This window comes from Rhodococcus sp. NPDC127593, assembly GCF_042671975.1.
Classification (GTDB): Bacteria; Actinomycetota; Actinomycetes; order Mycobacteriales; family Mycobacteriaceae; genus Rhodococcus_F.
Genome location: NZ_JBHXWI010000025.1, coordinates 77,409 through 103,199, shown reverse-complemented (window position 1 = coordinate 103,199; position 25,791 = coordinate 77,409). Strand labels below are relative to the sequence as shown.

Annotated in this window: 24 protein-coding genes; 13 read left to right on the top strand and 11 right to left on the bottom strand. The window is 67.4% G+C overall.

Features of this window, described 5'->3' with window-relative positions; all coding sequences use genetic code 11:
• Positions 1-26: 26 nt before the first annotated feature.
• Genes ACFVJ3_RS23655 through ACFVJ3_RS23640 form a run of 4 tightly spaced genes read left to right on the top strand, consistent with a single transcriptional unit; the run spans position 27 to position 4,568 of the window.
• Positions 27-1,220, top strand: coding sequence for an acyl-CoA dehydrogenase family protein (locus tag ACFVJ3_RS23655; protein WP_378454351.1), 1,194 nt, complete (start codon positions 27-29; stop codon positions 1,218-1,220).
• Complete coding sequence (locus ACFVJ3_RS23650; protein ID WP_378454350.1) at positions 1,217-2,020, top strand: hypothetical protein; 804 nt, start codon at positions 1,217-1,219, stop codon at positions 2,018-2,020. Before ACFVJ3_RS23655 ends, ACFVJ3_RS23650 begins: the two co-directional genes overlap by 4 nt.
• Positions 2,017-2,865, top strand: coding sequence for an alpha/beta fold hydrolase (locus ACFVJ3_RS23645; protein WP_378454349.1), 849 nt, complete (start codon positions 2,017-2,019; stop codon positions 2,863-2,865). The genes ACFVJ3_RS23650 and ACFVJ3_RS23645 overlap by 4 nt, the downstream gene beginning before the upstream one ends.
• Positions 2,862-4,568 (top strand): AMP-binding protein, encoded by a 1,707-nt coding sequence (locus tag ACFVJ3_RS23640; protein ID WP_378454348.1) that lies wholly within the window; start codon positions 2,862-2,864, stop codon positions 4,566-4,568. The genes ACFVJ3_RS23645 and ACFVJ3_RS23640 overlap by 4 nt, the downstream gene beginning before the upstream one ends.
• Before the next feature lie 17 nt (positions 4,569-4,585).
• Here ACFVJ3_RS23640 and ACFVJ3_RS23635 read toward each other — a convergent pair whose 3' ends face one another.
• From ACFVJ3_RS23635 to ACFVJ3_RS23620, 4 genes are all read right to left on the bottom strand, one after another.
• A complete protein-coding gene (locus ACFVJ3_RS23635) occupies positions 4,586-5,380 on the bottom strand; it encodes an alpha/beta fold hydrolase (RefSeq protein WP_378454347.1) in 795 nt (264 codons plus the stop codon).
• A gap of 72 nt (positions 5,381-5,452) precedes the next feature.
• Positions 5,453-6,301, bottom strand: coding sequence for a catechol 1,2-dioxygenase (gene catA / locus ACFVJ3_RS23630; RefSeq protein ID WP_378454346.1), 849 nt, complete (start codon positions 6,299-6,301; stop codon positions 5,453-5,455).
• A 21-nt stretch (positions 6,302-6,322) separates the two neighbouring features.
• Positions 6,323-7,939 (bottom strand): 4-hydroxyphenylacetate 3-hydroxylase family protein, encoded by a 1,617-nt coding sequence (locus ACFVJ3_RS23625; protein WP_378454345.1) that lies wholly within the window; start codon positions 7,937-7,939, stop codon positions 6,323-6,325.
• A 21-nt stretch (positions 7,940-7,960) separates the two neighbouring features.
• A complete protein-coding gene (locus ACFVJ3_RS23620) occupies positions 7,961-8,533 on the bottom strand; it encodes a flavin reductase family protein (protein ID WP_378454344.1) in 573 nt (190 codons plus the stop codon).
• A gap of 239 nt (positions 8,534-8,772) precedes the next feature.
• On the opposite strand from ACFVJ3_RS23620, the gene ACFVJ3_RS23615 reads away from it, so the two are divergent.
• The gene (locus tag ACFVJ3_RS23615) at positions 8,773-9,720 is read left to right on the top strand and encodes an AraC family transcriptional regulator (RefSeq protein WP_378454343.1); all 948 of its coding nucleotides are present in this window, start codon (positions 8,773-8,775) and stop codon (positions 9,718-9,720) included.
• A 277-nt stretch (positions 9,721-9,997) separates the two neighbouring features.
• A complete protein-coding gene (locus ACFVJ3_RS23610; RefSeq protein WP_378454342.1) occupies positions 9,998-11,437 on the top strand; it encodes a DUF222 domain-containing protein in 1,440 nt (479 codons plus the stop codon).
• A gap of 228 nt (positions 11,438-11,665) precedes the next feature.
• On the opposite strand, the gene ACFVJ3_RS23605 is transcribed toward ACFVJ3_RS23610, so the two are convergent.
• From ACFVJ3_RS23605 to ACFVJ3_RS23590, 4 genes are all read right to left on the bottom strand, one after another.
• Positions 11,666-12,877 carry a cytochrome P450 gene (locus ACFVJ3_RS23605; RefSeq protein ID WP_378454341.1) on the bottom strand — a complete coding sequence of 404 codons (1,212 nt, stop codon included), beginning with the start codon at positions 12,875-12,877 and terminating at the stop codon, positions 11,666-11,668.
• 14 nt (positions 12,878-12,891) lie between these two features.
• Entirely contained in the window at positions 12,892-14,256 is a 1,365-nt protein-coding gene (locus ACFVJ3_RS23600; RefSeq protein WP_378454340.1) for an NAD(P)/FAD-dependent oxidoreductase, read from the bottom strand.
• Positions 14,246-14,464, bottom strand: a complete 219-nt coding sequence (locus tag ACFVJ3_RS23595) for a ferredoxin (RefSeq protein ID WP_378454339.1) — start codon at positions 14,462-14,464, stop codon at positions 14,246-14,248. Before ACFVJ3_RS23595 ends, ACFVJ3_RS23600 begins: the two co-directional genes overlap by 11 nt.
• Positions 14,465-14,622: 158 nt before the next feature.
• Positions 14,623-15,105, bottom strand: coding sequence for a YybH family protein (locus ACFVJ3_RS23590; protein ID WP_378454338.1), 483 nt, complete (start codon positions 15,103-15,105; stop codon positions 14,623-14,625).
• Between the two features lie 217 nt (positions 15,106-15,322).
• Between ACFVJ3_RS23590 and ACFVJ3_RS23585 the strand changes: the two genes are divergently transcribed.
• The gene (locus ACFVJ3_RS23585) at positions 15,323-15,607 is read left to right on the top strand and encodes an ANTAR domain-containing protein (RefSeq protein ID WP_378454337.1); all 285 of its coding nucleotides are present in this window, start codon (positions 15,323-15,325) and stop codon (positions 15,605-15,607) included.
• On the opposite strand, the gene ACFVJ3_RS23580 is transcribed toward ACFVJ3_RS23585, so the two are convergent.
• Complete coding sequence (locus ACFVJ3_RS23580) at positions 15,604-15,945, bottom strand: TraR/DksA family transcriptional regulator (RefSeq protein ID WP_378454336.1); 342 nt, start codon at positions 15,943-15,945, stop codon at positions 15,604-15,606. The two genes, ACFVJ3_RS23585 and ACFVJ3_RS23580, sit on opposite strands and share 4 nt — an antisense overlap.
• An 84-nt stretch (positions 15,946-16,029) precedes the next feature.
• On the opposite strand from ACFVJ3_RS23580, the gene ACFVJ3_RS23575 reads away from it, so the two are divergent.
• Positions 16,030-16,791, top strand: a complete 762-nt coding sequence (locus ACFVJ3_RS23575; RefSeq protein ID WP_378454335.1) for a class I SAM-dependent methyltransferase — start codon at positions 16,030-16,032, stop codon at positions 16,789-16,791.
• 1 nt (position 16,792) lies between these two features.
• On the opposite strand, the gene ACFVJ3_RS23570 is transcribed toward ACFVJ3_RS23575, so the two are convergent.
• Entirely contained in the window at positions 16,793-17,332 is a 540-nt protein-coding gene (locus ACFVJ3_RS23570) for a DinB family protein (protein ID WP_378454334.1), read from the bottom strand.
• A gap of 42 nt (positions 17,333-17,374) precedes the next feature.
• Entirely contained in the window at positions 17,375-18,394 is a 1,020-nt protein-coding gene (locus ACFVJ3_RS23565) for an Lrp/AsnC family transcriptional regulator (RefSeq protein ID WP_378454333.1), read from the bottom strand.
• A gap of 128 nt (positions 18,395-18,522) precedes the next feature.
• Here ACFVJ3_RS23565 and ACFVJ3_RS23560 point away from each other — a divergent pair, with 128 nt between their 5' ends.
• From ACFVJ3_RS23560 to ACFVJ3_RS23540, 5 genes are all read left to right on the top strand, one after another.
• Positions 18,523-19,782, top strand: a complete 1,260-nt coding sequence (locus ACFVJ3_RS23560) for a M20 family metallopeptidase (RefSeq protein ID WP_378454332.1) — start codon at positions 18,523-18,525, stop codon at positions 19,780-19,782.
• Positions 19,779-21,104, top strand: coding sequence for an MFS transporter (locus tag ACFVJ3_RS23555; protein ID WP_378454331.1), 1,326 nt, complete (start codon positions 19,779-19,781; stop codon positions 21,102-21,104). Before ACFVJ3_RS23560 ends, ACFVJ3_RS23555 begins: the two co-directional genes overlap by 4 nt.
• Positions 21,105-21,197: 93 nt before the next feature.
• Complete coding sequence (locus ACFVJ3_RS23550) at positions 21,198-22,340, top strand: lipase family protein (RefSeq protein WP_378454393.1); 1,143 nt, start codon at positions 21,198-21,200, stop codon at positions 22,338-22,340.
• Between the two features lie 157 nt (positions 22,341-22,497).
• Positions 22,498-24,153 (top strand): sigma-54-dependent Fis family transcriptional regulator, encoded by a 1,656-nt coding sequence (locus tag ACFVJ3_RS23545; protein ID WP_378454330.1) that lies wholly within the window; start codon positions 22,498-22,500, stop codon positions 24,151-24,153.
• A 116-nt stretch (positions 24,154-24,269) separates the two neighbouring features.
• Positions 24,270-25,778, top strand: a complete 1,509-nt coding sequence (locus tag ACFVJ3_RS23540; RefSeq protein WP_378454329.1) for an aldehyde dehydrogenase family protein — start codon at positions 24,270-24,272, stop codon at positions 25,776-25,778.
• Positions 25,779-25,791: the final 13 nt, after the last annotated feature.

Genomic DNA, 25,791 nt, shown 5'->3' with positions numbered 1-25,791 from the left:
GTAGTTCGAGTGGATGAGGAGTGTCCATGACTCACAGGCCGTCGCAGCCGCGTACCGATTCGCCGCGGTATCTGACCGAGGACCGAGTGGCGATCCGCGACCTGGCACGCGACTTCGCGATGACGCAGGTGCTCCCGGTCGCGAACGAACTCGACCCGGTGCGGGGCACCATCCCGGACACGTTGAAGAAGGCGATGGCCGAGGTCGGGTTCTTCGGGATCATGATCCCCGAGGAGCACGGCGGTCTCGGCCTCGGCGTGTTCGAGTACTGCCTGGTCGCGGAGGAGTTGTCCCGGGCGTGGATGAGCGTGTCGGGGCTGCTGGCCCGCGGCAACGGGATGGGCGGCGGGTTCACCCCGGAGCAGGAGGCGGCGTTGCTGCCGAAGGTCGCCCGCGGCGAGTACCTGGGTGCGTACGCGTTGTCGGAGGCCGAGGCCGGATCCGACGTCGCGAACATTTCGTGCCGTGCCACCCGGGACGGTGACGACTGGGTGATCAGCGGCACGAAGATGTGGTGCACGTACGCCGACGAGGCCGACTACCTGGTGCTGTTCGCGCGTACCGATCCGCACAAGGATCCGGCGAAGCCACACCGGGGGATCAGCGCGTTCCTGATCGACAAGCAGCGCGGCGGATTCCCCGAAGGGATCAGCGGAACGAAGATCCGCAAGATCGGGTATTTCGGGTGGAGCACGTGGGAGCTCTCGTTCGACAATTTCCGGGTACCGGCGACGGCGATGCTCGGTGAGGAGGGCAAGGGTTTCTATCTGGCGGTGTCCGGTCTGGAGGTGGGGCGGGCGCATACCGCGGCCCGGGCGATTGGTCTGGCGCGGGGCGCGTTGGAGGATTCGATCGCGTACCTGCATACCCGCCGTCAGTTCGGGCACGAGCTGGCGGACTTTCAGCATCTGCGGTTCAAAGTGGCGAAGATGGCCGCCGACATCGAGGCGGCGCGGCAGTTGATGTATTCGGTGGCCACCGATATCGATACCGGGCGGCGGTGTTCGTTGGAGGCGTCGATGTGCAAGTTGGTGGCGACGGAGATGGCCGAACGGGTGACCAGTGAGGCGGTGCAGATTCACGGCGGCGCCGGGTACACCACCGATTTTCAGGTGGAGCGGCACTGGCGGGATGCGCGGTTGACGAAGATCTTCGAGGGCACCAGCGAGATCCAGATGCGGATCATCTCCGACGAACTCCTGGGAAGGACTGCCGAATGAGCACACTCACCACAAGCATCGCCGTCGGCGATCGCACTGTGAGCGACGCCCGGCGAGTCTCCGAACTCGGACTGCCCCTGCCGGAAGCATCGTTGACGGGAATCGTCGTGGCAGGAGTACTCGCTCCGCCGACGACGTCCGGCGCCACACGCACAGGACTGCAATGGAATTCGCAGTCCGCGGTGACGGGCGACGATGTCGTCCACGTCGAGTCGGTCGTCACACGCGTCGAACAGTCCGAGGACGGAGCTGTGTTCGATCGCCACCTGCGGCTCGTCGACGAGGCCGGGTCGATACGCGAGGAGGGAATCGAGACGTGGCGTTCGCCCGAACCGTCCGATGTCCGATTCGATCCGGCTGTCGACTTCTGCACGCCCGCCTGGGGAGAGCGTCTGCGCGAATCCCTCTCCGCTGATCCGGCCTTCGCGTCCTCGTTGTCGACGTGGGACGGCACCGTGGGTCTGCGTTGCACCGACTCCTCGGGCCGGGCCCGCGAACTGCAACTGCGGATCTACCGCGGACGCATCATCGACGTCGCCCGCCGAGTCCCGGGCGGGGCCACGTTCACGCTCATCGCCCCGGCCGTCACCTGGGTCGACCTGGTGTTCGCCGAACGGAACGAATTCTTACGCCGCGCCATCAGTGGTGAATTCTCCTCCAGCGGTGACGGGTACGAGTACCTGCGACTCACCAAACCACTCGACATCATCATTGCCCATGCCCGCACCGCCGCACGTGAGTGGCAAAGCGTCGCGGGGCACACTTTGCCACTCACGTGCGGAAGGGAGGCCCGGCCATGATCGAGGCCCGATATCTGGAGATCGACGGAGCGCTCGGCTTCGTCGAGATCATCACCCCCGACAATCACCCCGACACCGGCGTGCCCACCGTTCTGTGCCTGCACACCGCAGGCCAGAGCGGAGTCCAGTGGCGGCACGTCGCGTCCGAACTGGCAGGCCGGGGCTACCGGGTGATCGTCCCCGACCTTCCGGGGCACGGACGTTCCGAGCCCGCGGTCGACGGACCCGTCACCAGTATCGTCACCTTCGGGGACTGGCTCGGGAAGGTCCTCGATGCGCTCGCAGTCGAACGGCCTTTCGTCATCGGGTGTTCCATCGGAGGCAAGCTGACACTCGAGCTCGCCACGCGGCCGTCGAGGCCGCTCGCCGGAGCGATCGCGATGGCAGCGGAGGCCGGTCCCGGCCGCGTCAACGTGAGTGGACTGCGCCGCGAACTCGAGGACGTCGCCGGACCCAGCCGCGCCGACCGCACCTACCTGGGCACGCTGGCCTCCGTCGGACATGCCGTGCCCGAGGCCAAGGCGCGCCTGATCGCCACGATGCACAAGCGTGAGGACCCGGAGATCTCGTCCTCCGACCTCATCGGCTGGGGCACCCACGACGTCCGCGACCGGATCGCCGAGATCACCTGCCCCCTCAGACTCGTCGCCGGGGCGCAGGACCCGTGGATCGACGCCGGACGCGTCGAGCAGACCGCGTCGACGCTCGACGCCGCCCGGCCGGGGCTTGCGTCGTTCACCCTGCTCGAGGGCATCGGCCACTACCCGATGGAGGAGATCGACGACTTCGCCTCGGTCGCGGACGAGTGGTTGACCGAACAGCGTGCGGCGGTGGTGCTCTCGTGACGGCGCACGACACGGCCACGCGCCGTGGCACACTCGCCTCGCTTCTCGACGAACTCGTGGCCGCCGCCCCGGATGCCGCTGCCACCCTCGACGTTGTCGACGGCGAGCCGATCGTCACCAGCCGAGCCGAACTCCGTGCCCGCGTCGACGCACTGAAGTCGGAGCTCCTGCGGGTAGGCGTCCTGCGCGGCCAGTGCGTGGCCGTCCTGCTGCCGAACTGGTCGGACGCGATCGTCTGGCAACTCGCCGCGTCCGCCGTGGGTGCACACGTCATCGGCGTCAACACCCGCTACAACACGCACGAGATCGCACACATCCTCACGTCGGCGCGTCCCGCGGTTGTGGCCGTCGCCGACCACTTCCACGGTCTCGACCTGTTCGGCCGACTCCAAGAGGCACAGCACTCCCTCGACCTCCCGGCTCCGGCTGTCGCCGTCGTGCGCGGTCCCGGAACGACGGGCGACGCTCCCGACCCGTCGCGATTCGACCTCGGCGGCGGCGCCTGGACCGCAGGCAGCGCGGACACCGGAACCGTCCAGGTGCCGGAGACACCCGACATGGCAACCACCACGGCGGCCGGCGAGCGGGCCGCCTCGGACGACGCGCTCGCAGTCGCGTTCACGACGTCCGGATCCACTGGTGTTCCCAAACTCGCGGCCCATCGCGAATCGGCGGTGGTTCGCCACGCGCGTGCCGACACTGTCGTCCTCGACATCGAACCCGGCGACGTCACACTGTGCGTGCTACCGGTCTCCGGGGTATTCGGATACAGCACCGCCTTGGCGACTCTCGCCGGCGGCGGCACCCTGCTGATGGAACCCGTCTTCGACGCCGCGGCCACGCTGGCCCGCATGGAGTCGATGAAGGTCACCCACGTGGTCGGCGGCGACGATCTCTTCACCCGGCTCTACGACACGTGGCACGGGGGCGAACGCGCCGACCTGTCGTCGTTGAAGCGCCTCGGGATCGCCGACTTCCTCGGTCGGTCGCACGAGGTGGCCGCGTGGGTGCGTGACGAGTTCGGCACCGTCACGACGGGCGTCTTCGGGTCGTCCGAGGTGTTCGCGCTGATGCTGCTGTGGGATGCCGCGGATCCGGAATCCCTGCGCTGGAACGGCGGTGGACGTCCGGTCGAACCCGGCATCGAGGTTCGCATCGCCGACCCGTTGGATGACACGGTCCTCCCGGAGGGTGAGCAGGGTGAGCTTCAGGTGCGCGGACCGAATGTCGTCGACGCCTACCTCGGCAATCCGGATGCCGCTGCACGCGCATTCACGAAGGACGGGTGGTTCCGCAGCGGCGACCTGGCCGTCGCGACCGGCGACGGAGGCTATACGTATGTATGCCGAATGGGGGACGTGCTCCGGCTACGCGGGTTCCTGGTGGACCCCGCCGAGATCGAGCACCGGCTCGCCGAACACGAGGCCGTCCACCTGACGAAGGTCGTGGGCATCACCGGCACCGGCGGATACACCGAGGCCGTGGCGTTCGTTGTTCCCGCCGAAGGCACGTCGGCCGATGCCGTCGAGCTCAAGGCTTGGTGCGCAGAGTCTTTGGCGGCGTTCAAGGTTCCGGCCGCGGTGCACGTGATCGAGGAGATGCCGACCACCGTGGGCGGTAACGGAGCCAAGATCCGAGCGGTCGAACTGCGAGAATGGGCGCAGCGCTGGACCGATCACGAAAGGGATTTCCGCACTGCGTGAGAAGCAGAGCTGACCGCTCAGCTGTCGAGAGCCCGAATCCAGTCGGTGAGCGCCCGCACAACCTGTGCGGGCGCTTCCGGCATCAGCGCGTGGCTCGCGTTCGGGACGACGGTCACGGTGACCAATTCGCCGAACCGGTCCCGCAATTCGTTCTCCGTCTCGCGTGGACGGAACGGATCGAGAGCGGACTGCAAGTCCAGGATCGGCTGGCGGGCGACCTCCCACCACTCGTCCTTGGGTGTGGCGGCCGAGGCGGCAAGCTGACGCTTCGACACCTCCGGATACCAGCCGGTCAGCCACTCGGTCGGATCGTTGCCGGGGGCGAAGAATCCGGCCTGCAGGTAGCCGATCCGCTCCGCTTCGGACAGTGAGGAATCGGAGCATTTGACGGCCAGCACTGTCAACGCGGCCGGGTAGTCGCGTGCACCCGCCGCAGCTACGACGACGCCGCGCACCAGGTCGGGCCGGTCGGCGGCCAGCATTCGTGCCACGTAGTGCCCGAAGGCATGACCGACCACGACGGCCGCGCCGTTGTCCTGTTCCTCGATCACCGCTCCGACGTCGGCGGCCAGGTCGTGCAACGTGACGTCCTCCAGCGGTCCCGTGCTCCGGCCGATGCCACGCGGCTGGGGACGGGAGACCCGGAACCCGTTCTGGGCGAGTCCAGTCGCCACGTCGTCGTAGTCGTATGACTCGCGCCCGAGCGAGGGCAGCAGGATCACCGAGGGGCCGCTGCCCTCGACCACGACCTCGATCGCGGCCGTCGTGGTGTGCACGAATTCCGTCGTCCGCGCGTGTGATGTGCTCGGCATGATAATTCCTCCACAGACGTTGAAACCCCGGGCGACACGATCTTTCGTGTCGCCCGGGGAATGATGAGTGTCTCAGTCCACGGCGGGATCGAGCGCGAAGTCGTAGCTGACAACCTTACGCCCGGTGCCGTCGAGCTGCGGATCGAGGAGGAGTTCGGGTTTCGTTGCGGTGGCGACGTCGTCGTCGATCCAGTCGCCACCCGCGAAGTACAGCTGCGTGATGATCGGCTCCTTGCCCGGGGACGTCACCCGCAGGTGCAGGTGCGCCGGACGCCACGGGTGCCAGCCGGCCCCCTCGATGAACTGTCCGGTCGGGCCGTCCGTCGGGATCTGGTACGGGGCAGGCTCGATGGTGGTGATCTCGTACCGTCCCTCCGGATCGGTGACGATGGTCCCGCGCAGGTTCCATTCCGGCAGGTGCGGAGCGAACTGCGAGTAGTAGCCCTCGTCGTCGGCGTGCCACAACTCGATGATCGCGCCGCCGAGTCCGGCACCGTCGAGGTCGGTCACCCGGCCCCGGAGGACGAGCGCGGGATGCGCCCGGTCCTCGTCGCGAATCGGCAGGGTGCACCGCGCGGGCAGTTCCGGTGCCCCGGGCACGTAGTACGGTCCCTCGATGCTGCCCTTGGTGCCCCGGAACCTGCGGGAGTTCACCTCCTCGATGTCGTGCTCGACGAACACGTCGAGCAGCAGCGGCCACTCGCCGCCCTCGCCCACGTCGATGAGCCACTGCTTGAGGACGCGGTACTCCGGGTAGGTGACGGCATGCTTGTGGATCAGCGCGCTCAACCCGGCAAGCGCCTCGGTGGCGATCGCGGACAGGCGTTGCGGGGACGTGTCGGCGGTGAATCGGGCGCCCTTGAACTTGTCGGTGGCGGCGTTGCCGGAGCCGACCGCGGTCGGGCTGTCGATGGTGGTCATGGCTTCTCCTGATCCTGGGGGCTAGCTGCGGCCGAAGTAGGACACGTCGTCGTTGCCGATCAGGTCGGGGACCGTCCACCCGTCGAGGTCGTACTCGGCCAGGCACTGCTCGGCCAACCCCTTCATGGAGCTGACCGTGCCCCGGTTCTCGGCGAACATCAGCAGTTCCGCCTTCACACCCTCGTGGTTGCCGGCGTAGTTGCGCTCGTACAGTTCGTGACGGCCACCGAACTCGCTGCCGATCGAATCCCACAGCGCCTTCATGATCTTCACCCGCTCGACCGCGGGCATCCCCTCCGAGCCGCGGACGTACTTGTCCAGGTACGGGCGGACGTCGGGGCTCTTGAAGTCGGCGGACGAGGACGGCAGGTAGATCAGCCCGGACGCGACGTCCTGCTCGATGATCTCCTTGATCCGCGGGTACCCCTGCTGCATGAACATCCGGTACGTCAGCCCGTACTCGAGCTTCGGGATGACGGTGTCGCCCACCCACGGCTCGGGGTCGCGCACCATCGATTCGGTCAACGACCAGAACAGGTTCCGCCAGCCGATGACCTCGCCGACGCGGGTCTGCACTCCGCGGAAGCCGCCCGCCCCGGTGGCGTCGAGGGCCTTCATCAGCAGGCCGGCGATGAAGTCCAGCTTCACCGCCAGGCGGGTGCAGCCCTGCAGGGTGAACCGGGGCAGGAACCCGGACTGCGGGAAGAACGCGTTGATCTTGTCGACGTCGCCGTACATGAACACGTTCTCCCACGGCACCAGCACCTTGTCGAAGACGAAGATGGTGTCGTTCTCGTCCATCCGGCTCGACAGCGGGTAGTCGAACGGGGAGCCCATTACCGCGGCCTGCTGGGTGTAGGACGTGCGGCAGATCAGCTTCACCCCAGGCGCGTCCATCGGGACGGTGCAGATCAGCGCGAATTGCTTCTTCTTGATCGGCAGCCCGTAGTGGGCGATGAAGTTGTAGTTGGTGATGGCCGAGCCGGTGGCCACCACCTTCGCGCCGGACACGATCAGGCCGGCGTCGGTCTCCTTCTCCACCTTCATGAACACGTCCCCGACCTCGTCCGGGGGCAGCTGACGGTCGACCGGCGGGTTGATGATCGCGTGGTTCCAGTACAGGACCTTCTCCTGCGATTCCTTGTACCAGCGTTCGGCGTTGGCCTGGAACGGCGAATACAGCTCCTTGTTCGCGTGCAGGGTGCCGAGGAACGAGGCCTTGTAGTCGGGGGAGCGGCCCATCCACCCGTACGTCATCCGCGCCCAGGTGGCGATCGCATCACGATCCTTCAGCAGATCGTCGGAGTTCTTCGATGCCCGGAAGAACGGCATCGTCACGCCGCCGTTGCCGGTGTCGGTGGGGGTGGTCAGGGTCTCGACATGCTCGCCGGTGTGCATCGCGTCGTAGAGGCGGGCGGTCATCCGGATCGGGTTGCGGAACGCCGGATGCGTGGTGACATCCTTGACACGTTCGCCGTGCAGGTAGATCTCCCGGTCGTCGCGCAGCGACTCTATGTACTCGTCACCGGTCATCGGGCGCGACGCGAAGTTCGCGGTGCGATTGGCCTCACAGTCTTCGGCGACGTTGACCTTGCTGCGGTCGACGGTGTTCTCGGGGGCAGCTTCTGTGGTGGTCATGGTGTTGTCCTTCCGTCAGGATTACGAGGCAGCCTGGGCGAGCTGCAAGTGGAGAGGAGTGAAGGATGCAGCGGCGTCGAACCATCCGCTGTGGGGGTCGTCGAGGCAGCCGTTCCACGCCGTGGCGCCCGATGCGGCGCCGAGATCATGAAAGGTACTGCGGTAGAACAGCAGTGGATCCTTCTTTGAGTCGACAGAGGCGTCGACGATCTCGCCGATGAAGATGACATGGTCACCACCGTCATAGGAAGCCCAGGGAGAACAGATCAGCGTCGCCGCGTTGCCGGACAGTGCGGGAGCGATTCCCGCGGAATCCCACAACGGTTCCGTCCGTTGCGGTTTGCCGGCGAAATGCATGGCCGTGTCGAGCTGATCGGCGGCCAGAATGTTCACCGCGAACGGCGCATCGCTGAGGTAGCTGCATGCCTTCGACTTCCGGGTCAACGTCACCTGGCACAGCCGCGGCTCGATCGAGACGGCGGTGAAGGCGGTGACGGTCGCGCCGTGCGGCTCGCCGGCAACATTGGCGCACGTGATCACGGTGACACCACTGGCGAACTGGCCGAAAATGTTACGCAGAGTGCGCTGGTCCATTTCTCCTGACCGCCTTTCTGCACGATTCGTGCGATAGCCCCTGCGATTGGGGACCTGCACAACGTATGACGGGCGTCACAGTCCGTCGATCCTCATTGCGAAGCCGCGATCCGGAACGCGAAACGGGTTTGCCGGACGTGGGTCGTCGGCACTTGCAGTGACGTGAGTCACAGGCGATGCTAGGGTCGGGAGTTGCTTATGCGCGGTCGTGGGGCGAGGTGAGAGGTCTGGACGTACGCATGCGAGGACAGCTGGAAGGTCCCGGGTTCACCGACTGGGACGAGGTTCACGAGGTGGTCGCGGACGCGTACTTCCCGCACGAGCTGCGTCCGCTGTCTCGGGACACCGCGGCGCGGTCGTCGCTGGAGTCCTCCGCGATGGGGGCGTCCAGGCTCGCCCGGATCGGTTTCGGGGCGCCCGTGTCGATCGAGTCCGACCATCCGGGTGCGTACGGCATCAACATCCCCCTGACCGGCCGTATCGTTTCCGTCACCGGTGGCACGGAAGTGACATCGACGCCGGGGCTGGCCACAATCTGCCCGCCCGACACTCGGACCGTCATCACCAACTGGAGCAGTTCCTGCGAGATAATCGGTTTCAAGGTGGACAGGGACTATCTGCAGCGCGAGATGGACCGGGTGCTCGCACGGCCCGGGCAGGAGTTGCCGCGGCAACTCGACTTGCGAACCGGCGCCGGCGCCGAGTGGCTCAGATTCGTCCGTTCCGTCGCCGACCAGGCGTTGCGCGACAGCGTTCTCCTGCACAGTGATCAGGTGTCGCAGCAATTGTGCGGAGCGTTGACCACCGCGCTGGTGCTCACTGCGATGCCGGACGACGACACGGGCGCCGCGGGTATCCGGCCGCGCATCGTCAAGCGGGTCATCGACGCGATCCAGCAGGACCCGGCCCGCCCGTGGAGCGCGGGGGAGATGGCCGAACTCGTCGGCGTGAGCGTCCGGCGGATGCAGCAGGGGTTCCGCGAATATGTGGGCATGACGCCGATGGAGTACCTCGTCGACGTGCGCCTCGAACGTGTCCATGCCGACCTCACCGGAAGCGGTTCCTGTGCAACCGTTTCCGAAGTCGCAACACGCTGGGGGATCATGCACACCGGCAGATTCGCCGCCGCCTACCGCCGCAAGTACGGCGTGACCCCATCCGAATCACTGCGAGATCGCCGGCGCTGATCGGTCCGGTGGAAGGTCGAGTTCGGAAGCGCGCCCAACTGGACTGCCGACGACAGCTACGCCACATCGTGGGCCCTGAATTCCAGCGCAAAGTTTCTCTTTATGCGTCTGGCTTGCAATGGTTCTGGCGACCGACTTTTGTTCTTCCTCGGCCGGGGCGTGTATGTCCCCGCGCCTGTCGGCTCTGAGCGGCTCATGTAGCTCGCCGGTGTCGACGCGATCGGCCGCCGGAGTTCGAGCTCCGAAACTTGTCGGACCCCCGCGATAGTATTCGCACATGAGTTCGACTGGGGGGTCGGTGGGTATCCGGGTGGCGGAGCATCTGTCGATGCTCGCTGCCGCGGTGGACGGGTTGCTCGATGCCGGGTTGGCCGAACTGTCGGACAGTGAGCTCATCGAGGTGATGTGCGGGGTGGAGCAGTCCCTTCGCCGCGCGGAAGCGGTCTCACACCGATTGGTGGTGGAGAGCGTGGAACGCTCGGTCTCGGCGAGCCTGGGATACTCGTCGCCGAAGAAGCTCCTGATCGAGGTGCTCCGGATCTCGGGCGCGGACGCGTCCGCCCGTGTCACCGCCGCCCGTGAACTGGGGGTGTGGCACACCCTGGCGGGCGATCCGATGCCACCCGTCTTTCCGGAAACCGCTGCGGCACAAGCCGACGGTGACATCGGCACGGATCATGTCCGGGCGATCGCGAAAGTGATGCGGAAGATTCCCCATGCCGTCGGCAACGACGCAGTGGCAGATGCAGAGGCCGTACTGGCCATGCTGGCGCGGAGCGGAACCCCGGAGGATGTGGAGCAGGCCGGACACCGGCTGCTGGCATATCTGAATCCGGACGGAAATCTCGGCGACGACCGCGACCGGAAACGCCGGCGTGGCATTTCGATCGGTCGACAGGACACCGAACTGATGTCGAGAATCTCCGGTGAACTCGACCCTGTCGCACGGGCGATGCTCGATCCGATCCTCGCCAAGTGGGCGCGACCCGGAATGAACAACCCGGACGATCCCGACTCGCCGGCCGGCGACGGCGAGAACCCGGCGATCGATCGTGACGTGCTGGCGGCCGCGGTCGCACGCGATACCCGCACCGCAGCGCAGCGCAATCACGACGCGTTCAGCGCGGTATTCCGGGCGCTGCTCGAGTCGGGGGTGCTCGGTCGGCACCGGGGCCTGCCGACGACGGTGATCGTCACGATGACCCTCGAGCAGTTGGAGAAGGCGGTCGGTGGCCTGGCCACGACGGCCACCGGAGGCCTGCTCCCGATCGAGGACGCACTGGCCCTGGCAGAGAATGCGCATCCGGTGCTCGTATTGTTCGACCATGCAGGTCGTCCGTTGCACCTGGGTCGACGGCGTCGTCTGGCCAGTGCCGACCAGCGGCTCGCCCTGATCGCCGCGGACGGGGGTTGCACCCGGCCGGGGTGTTCGGCGCCGGCGAGTCTGTGTGCGGTGCACCATGTCACGGACTGGCACAAGGGCGGAAATACCGACATCGAAGGTCTGACCCTGGTCTGCGACGCCTGCCACGCCCAGGTTAACGACGGACCGGCTGGCTGGGCGACGAGGTCCGCGCCAGCGCCTTCCACGCACGCGGGCCGGACCGAATGGATCCCACCGCCGCACATCGACCCCACCCGAGGACCGCGCATCAACCACCGGCATCACCCTGGTGAGTTGATCGGGCATGCGCGAGGAGAGGCCCGGGCGCCGTGACAACACGCTGTCAGCTACCCCGGACCCGATGCGACTGTGTTGGCTTCTCCTCGACGATCCGAGGCATCAAATCGAAATGCCTCGGATCGTCGAGGGAACCGGTCGGCGCACCGTCGCCCGGCCACCAATGACCGGCAGTAGCTGTTCGTTACAGCACACGTTCGGAACTGTGCTCGACACGAGCCGCCACATCGACGGCATTCTCGAGCAATTCTCGGGATGCCACTGTCACCCGCAGTCCACCAGCAGGTGCCGGGGGCCTCGCAGGACCGGGTTGGGCCGGTAGGCCGGCGGGTCCTCGACGAGGCGCGGATTGGGGAGGCGGCGGATGAGTTCGGCGAGCGCCATCTGCCCTTCGAGGCGGGCGAGGGGAGCGCCGAAGCAACTGTGGATGCCGCTGCCCAGACCCACATGCTGGTTGTCCGCGCGGTCGGGGACGAACTTGTCGGCGTCGACGAAGCGTTCGGGATCGCGATTCGCCGATGCCAATGCCAGGACGAGGGGCGAACCCTTCGGGACGGTGACACCGTCGATCTCGATGTCCACGATCGGCGTTCGCTGGCCCAGGAGATGCACGGGCGGTTCGAAGCGGAGCAGTTCCTCCACAGCCTGCGGCATCAACTCCGGTTCGGCGCGAAGTCGTTCGAGAACGTCGGGATTGCGCAGCAACGTCAGCATGCCGTTGGTGATGAGGTTGACGGTGGTCTCGTGCCCGGCGATGAACAGCAGGATGGAGTTGGTGACCAACTCGACGGTGTTCAACTGACCGTCGGGCCCCGAATCGTTGGCGAGCCCCGACAGCATGTCGTCCCCGGGATCGCGGCGACGGTCCTCGATGAGACCGGCCATGAACATGGCCATCTCCATCTGGGCCTTCTGCGCCACCTTGACCTGCTCGTTGTCGGCGCTGGTGCGCCGCGGGTCGATGGCTGCCACCAGCGCGTCGGCCCAGACGTGGAACCTGGGTTCCTCCTCGTGGGGCACCCCGAGCAGTCGGCAGATGACGGTGACGGGGAAGGGGTAGGCGAAGTCGTCGACGATGTCGATGCGCTCCTTGCCGTCCAGTCCGTCGACCAGTTTCGTGACGAGTGTGGAGAGTTCGCCACGCATGGAGTCGATGCGGTCGGGGCTGTGCGGCGGACCGAACTGTCGCGTCGTCAGTCTGCGCAACCGATCATGCTCGGGCGGATCGAGTTTGAGGAACGACTCCGGCCCGTCGCCGGCGCGATCCGCTCCGGGGAGTCCGGGCCCACGGTTGTGCAGGTCGGAGCTGATCCTCGGGTCGTGCAGGAGTGCCATCACGTCGTAATACCGTCCGACGAGGTAGGAACCGTTGTCCTGCGGCGCCACCCGCGTCTCACGAAGTTCCTCGTACAGCGGATACGGATTCGGCCGGCTCGCCTGGTCGGTGATCCGCTGGAACAGCTGCGCACGCGACATGGACACTCTCCCTGTTACTTCGGTAGCGAGACGAACTCGACACGACGTTCGGTGGGCAGATGGCCGGTCACCGCGACGGTGGGTCCGTGGCTGAGAACGGCCGGGTCCGGCAACTCCGACGAGCGCACCTCGAACGGTTCCGCCCGGTCCATGACGTCGAAGTCCGGGGGGAACGCGGCGGCCGACTCGATCAGTCCCCGGTAGAAATCGAGCCACTTACCCTGATTGAACGCCACGGCGGCCGTGACGCGTCCGCGGAAGCCGTACGCCGCCACGAATCGCCGGTCGGCGACGGAACCCTGCGTGATCACTACCTGATCGGAGTAGGTGGGGATACCCACGGACTTGATGTTGACGCCGAACTGGCTGGACCAGAACGCCGGAATCTCCAGGTGCGGCCGCCGACGGAGACCGTCGTGGATCATGTTGTGCGCCGCCACCTCGGCCTGACCGATCGCGTTGCCCCAGTGCTCCAGTGCCAGCAGTTGGTAGTCGTAGAGCGGATGAGGTTGTCGCGCAACGTCGCCGGCGACGAACACGTTGTCGGTGACGATGCCGTTGATGTCGAACGCCCGGCAACCGGCGTCGCACGTGACTCCCCGGGGTCCGGCGGCGAGACCGGAGCCGAACAGCCAGTCGGTGTTGCGGATACTGCCCTGCGCGACGATCGCCACGTCGACGTCGAGTGTGGTCCCGTCCGACAGATGCGCACGGCACAGCTGCCCGTTGCCGTCCCCGTCGAGGCCGGTCACCGTGACCCCGGTGCGCAGGTCGACACCGTGGTCGCGTTGCATGTCGGCCGCGACCGCCGCCACCACTCCGCCGAGCGCACCGACCAGGGGTGCCGGCCCACGCTCGGTGACCGTCACGGACAGCCCGCGCTCCCGGCACACCGACGCGATCTCCGAGCCGGTGAACCCGGCCCCGATCACCAGGACGTGACGCGGTCCGGCCGACAGTCGCTCGTTCAGCCGGCGCGAGTCGTCGCAGGTTCGGATGGTGAAGACGCCGTCGAGCGCGGCCTCGGACGAGTTCGACCACGGCCTGGCGCGGACGCCGGTCGCGATCAGTACCTTGTCGAACTCGACGGTGTCGCCGTCGCTCAGAACCACCCGGTTGTTCTCCAGGTCGAGACTGGTGGCCCGCACGCCGAGGCGCCACTCCGCGTCGAGGTCCGGGCGGTAGGGCAGCGCCGCGTGGTCGGGCGACATGATTCCGAGGAGCACGGCCTTCGACAGCGGGGGCCTGTCGTACGGCTCGTAGGGTTCGTCGCCGATCAGGGTCAGGGAGCCGTCGAAGCCCTGCCCCCGCAGTGCCTCCGCGGCGCGCACGCCCGCGAGCGACGCACCGACGATGACGATCCGCACCTCACTGCCCATCGTGTCGGTCGGGGATGTCCGTGGTGATGGCATGCACCGGGCACGCGGCGGCGGCTTGCGACACGTGGTCGCGTTCGTCGTCGGTGGGGCCCGCGTCGTAGAGAAGAGCCTCTTCTCCGTGCAGGGTGAAGACGTCGGGTGCGAGGAACACGCACTGTGCGTAACCCTGGCACCGATTGAGGTCGACGACGAGTTTCACGTCAATCATCCCGATTCTGAACAGTTCTGGTCACACGGGTCCACAGGGGCTGCGCGGCGCACGGCCGTCCGATCGCGTCGGGCGGAGACCTCCACCCGGAACCAGTATTCCGGAATGGCCGGTCTGTTCGGTTTCGATCCGCTGTTCTGGAGCCATTCAGAAATGCGTTACCCGGTCAACGGGAAGGCGTGCGACACGTGGATCTTCCAGCTGCCGCCCGGCTGGCGGCGGAACACGTCGACGCCCGATTCGCGGACACTCTCGAGAACGGTGCCCGAAGCGTCGGTGACGGTGAGCGGCCACACCAGGCGCACCGCGGCGAGGTCGCCGTCGACGAGTACGTCGGCGATCTCGGGCGCCGCATACGTGAAGGTCCGGTCGGGGGCGGTGAGTACGCGCTGAAACTGCGCGCACGTGGCGTCGTAGTCGCGGTCCTCGGCGCCGGGGTAGATCACGACGACGTCGGGGGCGAACAGCGAGCACACCGCAGCCACATCCTTGTTCGCGAAGTCGCGTGGCCACTGATTCAGGGCGTCCACGATCGACGCCTCGTCTCGGCTGGGGTCGGGCGCGACGGCCTGCTCGTCGGCGCAGCCCGCGGCCGCCGCGAGTGCGAGAACGGCGACGACCGGCAAAACCCGCGCGTCCATGCGGCCTCCGTTCGGTGGCGCCGCCCGTCTCCTACCGACGGGTAGAACCCCGAAGTAGTAACGAGAGTTACAAGTATCTTGCCGGAGTTCGTATCCTGCTGTCGAGAAACAACTTTCGGACACGGTCTCGATTCGGCAACACGGACGTCCGGATCGTGATGTGATGTGGTGACAAGAGACCGGCAACGCCCAGTGGCGACACCTCAGAGGCGGAATATTGACGATCGAAGCTCACCGCGACACCCGCGCGACACGGCACCTGTCCGCTTTGGACGCTGCAATTCAGATCCTGACCACCGCGCGCGGAAGCTCGTACAGCGCGGATCAGGCCTTCGACGAACTACTCGATTCCTCCATGCGGCATCAGGTCGATGTCGGGGATCTGGCGGAAGCCCTCGCCGACCTGGCCGATGGCGTGCACCCTGCCGCGGACGACCATCGACGGGCACGGGACGTGGCCACCCGGGAATGGGGAGCCCTCCTGCCCGGCGACACCGACTAACCGGCGCAGTCGATACAGGTCTGAGCGGCAGGTAGCGCGTCGAGTCGCACATCGGCGATCGGCAGGCCGCACCGAATGCAGAGGCCGTACGTCCCACTGTCGAGTCGCTGTTGCGCCGCCGCCAGATCCTCGACCTCGCGCCGGGCGTCGGCCAGTAGCGCCGACACCTGGGCCCGTTCGAACGCGATGGTCGAGCCCTCAGGGTCGTGTTCGTCGTCGTCCGTGGTGAATTCCGACCCTTCCACGATCGTGGTGAAACGGCCGGTCAGCGACGCGATGCGGCGTTCGGCGTCGGCGCGTTCCTCGGCGATTCGGGTGCGGTGTTCCGGGACGGTCATATGTGGATCAACGTCGGCGACGGCCCGGTGCTTCCCCCGGTAATCCGCTCGATCGATCCGGAACTTTCTGTCAGGCTTCCCGGCATGGCACGCACATTCGAGGAGTTGGTGGCCGAGGCGGAATCCGTGTCGGTGGACGGCTGGGATTTCTCCTGGCTGGACGGCCGGGCCACCGAACGGCGGCCGTCGTGGGGGTATCAGCGCCTGATGGGTGAACGGCTCGCGCGCGCGAACGCCGCTCTGGACATCCAGACCGGGGGAGGGGAGGTCCTCGCCGGCGCCGCGAAAATGCCTCGCGTGATGGTGGCGACGGAATCGTGGCCGCCGAACGTCGCGAAGGCCACGGCGCTGCTGCATCCGCTCGGAGCGGTGGTGGTGGCCGACGCGGACGAACCGCCGCTGCCCTTCGCGGGCGGCGCCTTCGACCTGGTGACGAGCAGGCACCCCGCCACGGTGTGGTGGGACGAGATCGCCCGCGTCCTGCAACCCGGAGGCACGTACTTCTCGCAGCACGTCGGGCATGCCAGTGTCTTCGAACTCGTCGAGTACTTCCTGGGGCCGCAACCCGAGAACGTGCGGCGTGGCCGCCACTACGAGGACGAGAGTGCGGACGCGCAGGCCGCCGGTCTCGAGATCGTCGATCTCCGTTTCGAATCTCTGCGGATCGAGTTCTTCGACATCGGCGCCGTCGTCTACTTCCTGCGCAAAGTGATCTGGATGGTGCCCGGCTTCACCGTCCCCCAGTACCGCGAGCGCCTGCAGGGACTTCACGACCTGATCGAGGCGGAGGGGCCGTTCGTGGCCCACTCGACCCGCTTCCTCATAGAGGCCCGTAAACGTGGCTGACTCAGCCCATCGTCTTCGACCCGTCGAGAGCCTCCCTGATGATGTCGGCGTGCCCGGCGTGCTGGGCGGTCTCACCGATGATGTGGAGCAGGACCCGGCGCGCGGACCAGCGTGATCCCGGTTCGAACCACGGCGCCTTCGGCAGCGGATGCGAGATGTCGAGGTCGGGTAGCGAGGCCACGATCTCATCGGTCCGGTGCGCCACCTTCGCGTACCGGTCGAGTACGTCGGCCAGCGTCTCGTCGTCGCGGAGGGTGAACTCCTTCTCGCGATTGCCGGTGCCGGTGCCGTCCGCGGGACCGCCGCGCACGGCGTCGGTGCCGCGCACGATGAAGTCGGCCCACACCCGTTCGACGTCCGACACGTGTTTGACGAGTCCCCCCAGACACAGTTCGCTCGCCGTCGTGCGCTGGGCCGCCTGTTCGTCGGTGAGGTCCCGGACGGTGTAGCGGAGGAAGTAGCGGTGTTTCGCCAGCGACTCCAGCAAGTCGGCACGCTCGCCGGTAGTCGACGTTTTCGCGGTAGAGGTCACGGTGATCACCTGCTCCAGCCGGTCCGATGATGGCGCATTCGACCGTAGCGGTCAGCCGCCGTGCGCGGTGACATAACCGGTCGCGCGGCCGCGGGTGTCCAGTTCCCACCCCATCCGCTTCCGGGACCGGAGTGTCACCGACGAGTCGATGATCTCGAGGCTGGGGGCCCGGCTCTCCAGCCACTCCTGCACCCGCAACAGGTCCGGCAGCGAAGGCACCCACATGCTGACGAGGAAGTTGGCAGGGCCGGTGAGCGACATGCACAACCTCAGTTCGGGCCGGGTGTTGACGACCTCCACGACGTCCCGGTGTGCACGCACGGGCAGGCGGCACCACCACGTGACGGTGATGGGCCACCGCGTCGCGTCCTGGGCCACGTCGCAGCGCAGCACCACGGCACGGGAGCGCAGCAACCCCGCGAGCTGCCTGCGGACCGACGACGCGGGCCGATCGATGACGGAGGCGATCTCGCGCGCGGACGCCCGGCCGTTCCGGGTGAGTTCGCGGACGAGCGCGCGGGCGACCTCGTCCGTCAGGCTTTCCGGCCGAGCCGATCCGGACTGCGGAGAAGTGCTCTCCAGTGCAGCGATCGCGGCGGACTGTGCCGTGTCCAGGGAATCGAGGCGCCAGCGACTGCCCTCCGCGTGGAGTGCGGTGCACGTGTGAGTCCGGGTCGAATTGACGCTCGGGTGGCCGGGCAACTCCTCGAGCACCAGGTCCGACAACTCGTGCAGGGATCCCGTCTGCACGGTCAGGATGAGGTCCCGCCCGCGCGCCGCATGTTCGATCGACGCCACCCGCGGGTCGCGAGTGAGTGCCTCGACCAGCGCCTTCGTGCCGCTGAGATCACACGTCACCTCGATCATGGCGGTGAATGCACCGCCGCCCGTCATCGGCGCGGGATACGCGGTGATCCAGGCCAGTCCGCGTTCGGTGATCGACTCCCACCGCCTCGCCAGCGTCGCGGATGTCGTCCGCAGGATCGGGGCGAGCTCGGACCACGTCGCCCGTGGACGGATCTGCAACGCGTGAATGAGCGAAAGTTCGGATTCGGTCAGCATTTCGCGCATAGAACACTTTCTGAGTCGGCACAGATGATCGTTTTCGACGCTCTCGGAGGTCCGTCGGTCCGCGGATCACAGCATATGACCACCGACGCATTCGGTCGAGAAAGTGACCACCGACATAAGGGAGAGCAATGAATCTCTTGGACGACGCCCGCGCCCTCCAGGGCGACCTCGTGCAACTGCGTCGCGTGCTGCACCGCGAACCGGAGGTCGGACTGGACCTGCCGCGCACGCAGGAACGTGTCCTCGAGGCGTTGGACGGCCTGCCGCTCGAGATCGCGACGGGAACGAACACGACGTCGGTAACCGCGGTGCTCCGCGGCGGCAAGCGTTCGGTCGACGCCGCGCAGACGGTGCTGCTGCGCGCCGACATGGACGGACTCCCGGTCACCGAACAGACCGGACTCGACTTCGCGGCGCGGAACGGCGCCATGCACGGATGCGGGCACGATCTGCACACCGCTGCGCTGGTCGGCGCCGCGCAACTGCTCAGCCGTCATCGCGACCAGTTGGCGGGCGACGTCGTCCTGATGTTCCAGCCCGGCGAGGAGGGGTGGGACGGCGCCAAGGTGATGGTGGACGAGGGGGTGCTCGACGCCGCCGGCCGCCGCGCCGACACCGCCTACGGCATGCACGTCTTCTCCTGCCAGAAGCCGCAGGGGCGGTTCTTCTCCAAGGCGGGCACGCTGCTCGCGGCGTCGTACAAGCTGACGGTCACGGTGCGCGGGGCGGGCGGACACGGATCGTCCCCGTCGACCGCCCGGGATCCGATCACCGCGATGGCCGAGATGATCACGTCGCTGCAGACCATGATCACCCGGACGTTCGACGTGTTCGATCCCGTCGTCGTGACGGTCGCGAACGTTCAGGCCGGGTCGCGGCACAACATCATTCCCGACGATGCGCGGTTCGAGGCGACGGTCCGGTGCTATTCGCCCGCCACGTACGAGAAGGTGCCGGCGGCGCTGCGCCGGGTGCTCGAGGGCGTGGCGTCCGCGCAACGGGTCGAGGTCGACGTCACCGTGGCTCCCGAGTTTCCGATGACGATCAACGACGTCGACGAGGTCGCGTTCGGTGCCGAAGTGGTCAGCGACCTCATGGGCGAGGACCGCTACGAGACGGTCACGCATCCGATGGCCGGGTCCGAGGACTTCTCCTACGTCCTGCAGGAAGTGCCCGGTGCGTTCATCGGACTGGGCGCGTGCATGCCCGGCGCCGATCCCGCTGCCGCTCCCATGAACCATTCGCCCCGAGCACAATTCGACGACGCGGTGCTCGCCGACGCCGCCACCATCTACGCCGGACTGGCCGTTCGACGGCTGGACAAGGCCCGCCTCGACAATGCCCGACTCGACAGTGCCGCTGTGGCGGCGGGGAGTGATGCACGATGACCGAGATCGTCACCGAGAGCGGGTCCGTGAACGCCGGCCCGGCCACTACCCAGAGGTCCGAGCGCTGGGAGAAGGCGCGTGCGATCGTCGGCGTGGGCACGGGCAATGGGATCGAGTACTTCGACTGGACCGTCTACGCGACGTTCGCCGCGTTCTTCGCCCCGCAGTTCTTCCACACCGGCTCCGCGGTCTCCGACCTGCTGGCGTCGTTCGGTGTCTTCGCCGTCGGATTCGTCGCCAGGCCGTTCGGCGGTCTGCTGTTCGGCTGGATGTCGGATCGACGGGGACGCAAGCTGTCGATGACGCTCGCCGTCGGACTGGCCGCGGTCGGCAGCCTGGTCATCGGTCTGACCCCGACTCATCAGACGATCGGCGTCGCGGCGGCGGTGGTCCTCGTCGTGGCGCGCCTCGCGCAGGGCGTCGCGCACGGCGGCGAGTTGCCGTCCGCGCAGACCTACATCGTCGAATTCGCGCCGACGGCCCGGCGTGGACTGTGGTCCAGCCTCATCTACATCTCCAACACCACCGGAGTCGTCGTCGGCACGCTTCTCGGCGCACTGCTCACGACGACGCTGAGTTCGGAGCAGATGGCCGACTGGGGCTGGCGGGTGCCGTTCCTGCTGGGCGGCGTGCTCGGTCTGTTCGTGTTGTGGATGCGGTCCCGGATGAGGGAGACCGAAGTCTACGAGGAGTCGGGCGACGAGACCGCGAAGCAGTCGATGTGGCAGCTGTTCCTGGCGCACCGGCGGCAGGTGTTCCAGATCCTGTTCTTCACGGTCGGCGGCACCGTCGTCTACTACGTGTGGGCCGTGTCGGCGCCGGCGTACGCGATCGCGGTCCGGGGCATCGATCCGGCCGGCGCACTGTGGGCGGGGGTCGGCGCAAACCTCGTACTGATTGCGTCGCTGCCGTTCTGGGGTGCGCTGTCGGACCGGATCGGACGCAAACCGGTGCTGTACATCGGCAACGTCGGCATCGCTGCCCTGCTGTTTCCGCTCAACGCCATGATCGGGCACAGCGCGGTCACGCTGTTCTTCGCGATGGCGATCGCCCTGTTCGTGATGGGCGCGATCCTGTCGGTCATGCCCGCGATGATGGCGGAACTGTTCCCCACCGGGTTGCGTGCGGCCGGTGTCGGAGTGCCGTACTCGATCGGTGTGGCGGCATTCGGCGGGACGGCCGCATATGTCCAGACATTCTTCGCGGACCGTGGTTCGCCGGAACTGTTCGAGTGGTACGCGCTCGCGCTGGTCGCGGTCTCGATCGCCGCACTGATCACGATTCCCGAGACCCGGGGACGGGATCTCGCGTCCCAGACGTAGTGCACGTGAGTGGCAAAGCGTGCTCCCGTGCGCTTTGCCACTCACGTGCGGGTGAGGCTCTATCTTGAAGCGGTGAAGACACACTCGGTACGAATGGCGCGAGCCGCGGCAAGCGTCGCGATCGCATCCCTGACGGTGGGCGGCACCTGCCTCGCCTCCCCGGCCGCGTTCGCCGACGAGGCCGAACGCGCGCCGGGGGGCGTTGTGAACGTCGAGCCGCTGCCGACCGGCCTCTGGATCCCCGGCACCGCCGACGCGCAGCGAATCACCTACTGGTCGATCGGGTCCGACGGGAGCCCCGCACTCAGCAGCGGCGCCGTGTACGTGCCACCGGGGGAGGCGCCCGACGGGGGCTGGCCGGTGGTCGCGTGGGCGCACGGCACGTCCGGGCTCGCGGACGACTGCGCGCCCTCCCTCGTCGGGCCCGCGCTCCCCGAGCGTGACTACCCGTATCTCGGACACTGGCTCGAGCAGGGATATGCCGTCGTCTCCACCGACTACGTCGGCCTCGGCACACCCGGTGTGATGCCGTACCTCGACGGAAAGGTCGAGGCGCACAGCGTCGTCGACTCGGTGAAGGCCGCCCGCGCCGTCGACGAGTCCCTGTCGGACAAGTGGGTGGTGGTCGGCCAGTCGCAGGGCGGCGGCGCCGCGATCACCACCGCCCGCTACGCCACCGAGTACGGCGGGGAGACGCTGGACTACCGCGGGGCAGTGGGAATGGGCGTACCCGCGAACATCGAGCTGACACTGCTGCCGCTGGGCCCGGGAGTGCCACCCACGGCGATCCCCGCCGGCCTCACGTCGTACCTGTTCTACATCCTCGCGGGACTGCGGTCGGCGCACCCCGAGATCGACCTCGACTCGTACCTCACCCCGCTCGGCGCCCAGTACGTGAACGCCGCCGAGCAGCTGTGCGTCAACGAACTGCACGACGTCGTGGAAGGTGTGGTGGTCGGCGACCTGTTCAGCAAACCGCTGAACCAGATCCCGAACTTCCACGGGCTGCTCGTGGACTACATGGGCGTCCCGACGAGTGGGTACGACCGTCCCCTGTTCATCGGGCAGGGGCTCACCGACATCGACGTGCCCGCACCGTCGGCGTTCTCGCTGGTCGCGGCCCTGACCGCCAACGGTGAGCCGGTCACGTTCAAGACCTATCCCACCGACCACAGCGGCACGCTCATCGATTCGCAGGCCGACACCATCCCGTTCGTGCGGGGGCTGTTCGACTGAGGGAACTCGGCACTGTCCGGATTCCGGACAGTTGCTCGCCGCGTCCGCAGGCACTATGGCGTGGGTCACACTGTGTGGGTACGTTCGGGTGTGAGTCGTGCGCCGATGCACGACCGGATTCGTGCGCGGCAAGGAGTCGAGGTTGGAGTTTGGCGGCATGACCGGGGACGCGGCGATGCGGCCGGAGATTGCGTTGTCCTGGAAGCGTTCGGCGCTCAGCGGCCTGGAACCGAGTTCGACGCCGACCGGTGACCCCTGCTCCGACCTGGACAAGTCCAGTCGCCTGCTGCAGGCGGCCCGACCCGTGCTCGACGAAATGGAACAGCAGATCCAGGGCACCGGATTCTGTGTCCTGCTCGCCGACCGCGACTGCCGCATCGTCGCCCGGCTCTTCGACGGCCCCAAACTCGAGCGCCTGATCGACGGCGCCGGGGCGGTGCTGGGGTCGAGGTTCGGCGAGGACTGCGTCGGGACCACCGCGCTGGGGACGCCGATGGAAGTCCGGCGTGGTGTCGTGATCCACGGCGAGGAGCACTACCTCGAGCGGTTCAAGGACCTCAGCTGCTACGGCCACCCGATCGTCCATCCGGTGACGCGCCGCGTCGAGGGCATCCTCGACATGACGGGCGTCGCGTCGCGCGCCAACCCGCTGTTCGCCCCGTTCCTGGCCCGCGCGGCCGGGGACATCGAACGACGGCTGCTCGAAGGGTCCCGGGTGTCTCAGCAGCGGCTCGTGGACGCGTTCCAGCGGGTGTCGCCGCAGAATCAGATGGCGGTCACCGCGATCGGCGAGGACATTCTGCTCAGCAACCGGGTGGCGCTCGACCTGCTCCAGGTGTCCGATCACGCGACCCTGCGGGGGCTTGCCGCGGACCTGCGCCCGGAGCAGTCGAAGACGGTGCGGATCCAATTGTCCTCGGGCGAACCGGCGTTGGTCCGCGCCGACCACGTGGCAGGCACGGACGGCGGGGCCGTTTTCGTCGTCCGCCCGGATCGCCGGACGAGCACCCCCATCCGACGCGGAAAGTCTCCGTCGAGTTCCGTCGTCGAACGCAGCAGGGCGGAGTTGTCGCGGCTGCGCGAGACCCGGGAGCCGGTGGTGATCAGCGGCGAACCGGGAACCGGCAGGACGACGGCGGTTCGTGATCTGGCCGGCGACCAGTCGCTCGTATGTATGGACACGGCCGCCATCGCTCTCGATGGCGCCGAGGCCTGGATCGACCGGCTTCTCACGCTGGCCACGGGACCCTCCGCGGTCCTGGCGATCGAGGAAGTGCAACTGCTGCCCGAGTCGATGCTGCCGCTGGTCGTGAAGATGCCGGCGGCCGACGCGGGGCCACGAATCGTGATGACGAGTTCTCCCCTCGGTGATCTGCCACCGGGCGTTGCGGGTCTGGTCGGCCGCTGCCCGGGACAGGTGGTGCTTCCGCCGCTGCGGCAACGCAGCCGCGAATTCGCGGACATCGCGCAGGGAATTCTCGATTCCGTCGATCCCGGTCTCCGGCTCACCGCGAGCGCGCTCGACGCTCTGATCGCCCGCGACTGGCCGGGGAACATCGCGGAACTGTCCGTCGTGCTGCAGGCGGCCGCGGGCAGGCGCACCAGCGCGAACATCGCCGTCGCGGATCTACCCGACCAGTATCGGACGCCGACGCGGGTGTCCCGGCTGGCCGGCCGCGAGCGCGCCGAACGCCAGGCCATCGTCGACGCACTGCAGGAATGCGGCGGCAACAAGGTGCACGCCGCGGCCGCGCTGGGCATCAGCCGCAGCACGCTCTACGTGCGGATCAGAGCCCTGGATATCACCGTCTAGCTGCAGTTTCATCCACCGATCCGCGACCGTCCGGAGGTGTCCGAAGTCAGGACAGTTAGTGATATGGCAACCAGTGCACTATGAGCCACGTCACATTCGCAACTTCGGAGGTTTTGATGACAGCGACGATCGAACCCAGCCAAGCGGAACTCTTGCCGTCGGTACGGAACTTTCTGTCCGGCACCAAGCGATTCCTCGTCGGAGGGCAGTGGGTGGAATCGGCGAGCGGCGAGACGTTCGAGACGATCGACCCGGCCAACGGGCAGGTGCTGACCACCGTCGCGCGCGGTGGCGCCGAAGACGTCGACCGGGCGGTCCGCGCCGCACGCACGGCATTCGACGAGGGCCCGTGGTCGACGATGAAGCCCAACGAGCGGGAACGGCTGATCTGGCGGGTCGGCGACATCCTCTCCGAGCGCGCCGAAGAATTCGGTCAGCTCGAGGCGCTGGACAACGGCAAGTCGGCGGGCATCGCCGCGGCTGTCGACGTCGCCTGGTCGGCCGACATCTTCCGCTACTTCGCGGGCTGGGCCACCAAGATCGAAGGCAGCACGGTCAACGTGAGCATGCCGTTCGTTCCCGGCGGCCAGTTCCACGCGTACACGCTGCGTGAACCCGTCGGCGTCTGCGGTCTGATCGTTCCCTGGAACTTCCCGCTGCTCATGGCCGCATTCAAGTTGGCCCCCGCGCTCGCCGCCGGAAACACGGTGATCCTCAAGCCCGCGGAGCAGACCCCGCTCACCGCGATCCTGCTCGGCGAGGTGTTCGAGGAGGCCGGCTTCCCGCCGGGCGTCGTCAACATCGTCACCGGCTACGGCGATGCCGGGGCGGCACTCTCGGCGCACGACGACGTCGACAAGATCGCGTTCACCGGCTCCACCGAGGTCGGGAAGAAGATCGTCGACGCCGCCCGGGGCAACCTCAAGAAAGTGTCGCTCGAACTCGGCGGCAAGAGCGCCAATGTCGTGTTCGCGGACGCGGACTTCGACGCCGCCGTCACCGGATCGCTCAACGCCTGGCTGTTCAACCACGGCCAGTGCTGCGTCGCAGGCACCCGGATGTTCGTCGAGGACAGCATCTTCGACGACTTCACCGCAGCGGTCGCCGAGGCCGCCGGCCAGGTCAAGATCGGCCCCGGACTCGACCCCACCACCCAGCTCGGACCGCTGGTGTCGCAGGAGCAGTTCGACAAGGTCACCGGTTACCTGGCCGCCGGACTCGCCGACGGCGCCCGCGCCCTCACCGGCGGAAAGCGCTGGGGCGACACCGGCTTCTACGTCGAGCCGACGGTGTTCGTGGACGTGAAGCCCGAGTTCAGCATCGTCGAGGAGGAGATCTTCGGCCCCGTCGTCGCAGCGCTCCCGTTCAACGCCGAGGAGGGAGTCGCGAAGGCGGCGAACAGCAGCATCTACGGCCTCGCCGCCGGAATCTGGACCAAGGACCTGTCCAAGGCGCACCTCACGGCCCGTCAGCTCAAGGCCGGTTCGGTGTGGATCAACCAGTACAACGGGTTCGACACCGCCATGCCGTTCGGCGGATACAAGCAGTCCGGTTGGGGACGTGAGCTCGGGGCGACCGCCATCGACCTCTACACCCAGACCAAAGCCGTCAACATCGCACTCTGACCGTCACTCAACG

What these genes read in the sequence shown, in the direction of transcription:
- ACFVJ3_RS23655 (WP_378454351.1), top strand. Translation starts at nt 27, where the DNA reads ATGACTCACAGGCCGTCGCAGCCGCGTACCGATTCGCCGCGGTATCTG.
- ACFVJ3_RS23650 (WP_378454350.1), top strand. Translation starts at nt 1,217, where the DNA reads ATGAGCACACTCACCACAAGCATCGCCGTCGGCGATCGCACTGTGAGC.
- ACFVJ3_RS23645 (WP_378454349.1), top strand. Translation starts at nt 2,017, where the DNA reads ATGATCGAGGCCCGATATCTGGAGATCGACGGAGCGCTCGGCTTCGTC.
- ACFVJ3_RS23635 (WP_378454347.1), bottom strand. Translation starts at nt 5,380, where the DNA reads ATGCCGAGCACATCACACGCGCGGACGACGGAATTCGTGCACACCACG.
- catA (WP_378454346.1), bottom strand. Translation starts at nt 6,301, where the DNA reads ATGACCACCATCGACAGCCCGACCGCGGTCGGCTCCGGCAACGCCGCC.
- ACFVJ3_RS23625 (WP_378454345.1), bottom strand. Translation starts at nt 7,939, where the DNA reads ATGACCACCACAGAAGCTGCCCCCGAGAACACCGTCGACCGCAGCAAG.
- ACFVJ3_RS23620 (WP_378454344.1), bottom strand. Translation starts at nt 8,533, where the DNA reads ATGGACCAGCGCACTCTGCGTAACATTTTCGGCCAGTTCGCCAGTGGT.
- ACFVJ3_RS23615 (WP_378454343.1), top strand. Translation starts at nt 8,773, where the DNA reads ATGCGAGGACAGCTGGAAGGTCCCGGGTTCACCGACTGGGACGAGGTT.
- ACFVJ3_RS23610 (WP_378454342.1), top strand. Translation starts at nt 9,998, where the DNA reads ATGAGTTCGACTGGGGGGTCGGTGGGTATCCGGGTGGCGGAGCATCTG.
- ACFVJ3_RS23605 (WP_378454341.1), bottom strand. Translation starts at nt 12,877, where the DNA reads ATGTCGCGTGCGCAGCTGTTCCAGCGGATCACCGACCAGGCGAGCCGG.
- ACFVJ3_RS23600 (WP_378454340.1), bottom strand. Translation starts at nt 14,256, where the DNA reads ATGGGCAGTGAGGTGCGGATCGTCATCGTCGGTGCGTCGCTCGCGGGC.
- ACFVJ3_RS23595 (WP_378454339.1), bottom strand. Translation starts at nt 14,464, where the DNA reads ATGATTGACGTGAAACTCGTCGTCGACCTCAATCGGTGCCAGGGTTAC.
- ACFVJ3_RS23590 (WP_378454338.1), bottom strand. Translation starts at nt 15,105, where the DNA reads ATGGACGCGCGGGTTTTGCCGGTCGTCGCCGTTCTCGCACTCGCGGCG.
- ACFVJ3_RS23580 (WP_378454336.1), bottom strand. Translation starts at nt 15,945, where the DNA reads ATGACCGTCCCGGAACACCGCACCCGAATCGCCGAGGAACGCGCCGAC.
- ACFVJ3_RS23575 (WP_378454335.1), top strand. Translation starts at nt 16,030, where the DNA reads ATGGCACGCACATTCGAGGAGTTGGTGGCCGAGGCGGAATCCGTGTCG.
- ACFVJ3_RS23565 (WP_378454333.1), bottom strand. Translation starts at nt 18,394, where the DNA reads ATGCGCGAAATGCTGACCGAATCCGAACTTTCGCTCATTCACGCGTTG.
- ACFVJ3_RS23560 (WP_378454332.1), top strand. Translation starts at nt 18,523, where the DNA reads ATGAATCTCTTGGACGACGCCCGCGCCCTCCAGGGCGACCTCGTGCAA.
- ACFVJ3_RS23555 (WP_378454331.1), top strand. Translation starts at nt 19,779, where the DNA reads ATGACCGAGATCGTCACCGAGAGCGGGTCCGTGAACGCCGGCCCGGCC.
- ACFVJ3_RS23550 (WP_378454393.1), top strand. Translation starts at nt 21,198, where the DNA reads ATGGCGCGAGCCGCGGCAAGCGTCGCGATCGCATCCCTGACGGTGGGC.
- ACFVJ3_RS23545 (WP_378454330.1), top strand. Translation starts at nt 22,498, where the DNA reads ATGACCGGGGACGCGGCGATGCGGCCGGAGATTGCGTTGTCCTGGAAG.
- ACFVJ3_RS23540 (WP_378454329.1), top strand. Translation starts at nt 24,270, where the DNA reads ATGACAGCGACGATCGAACCCAGCCAAGCGGAACTCTTGCCGTCGGTA.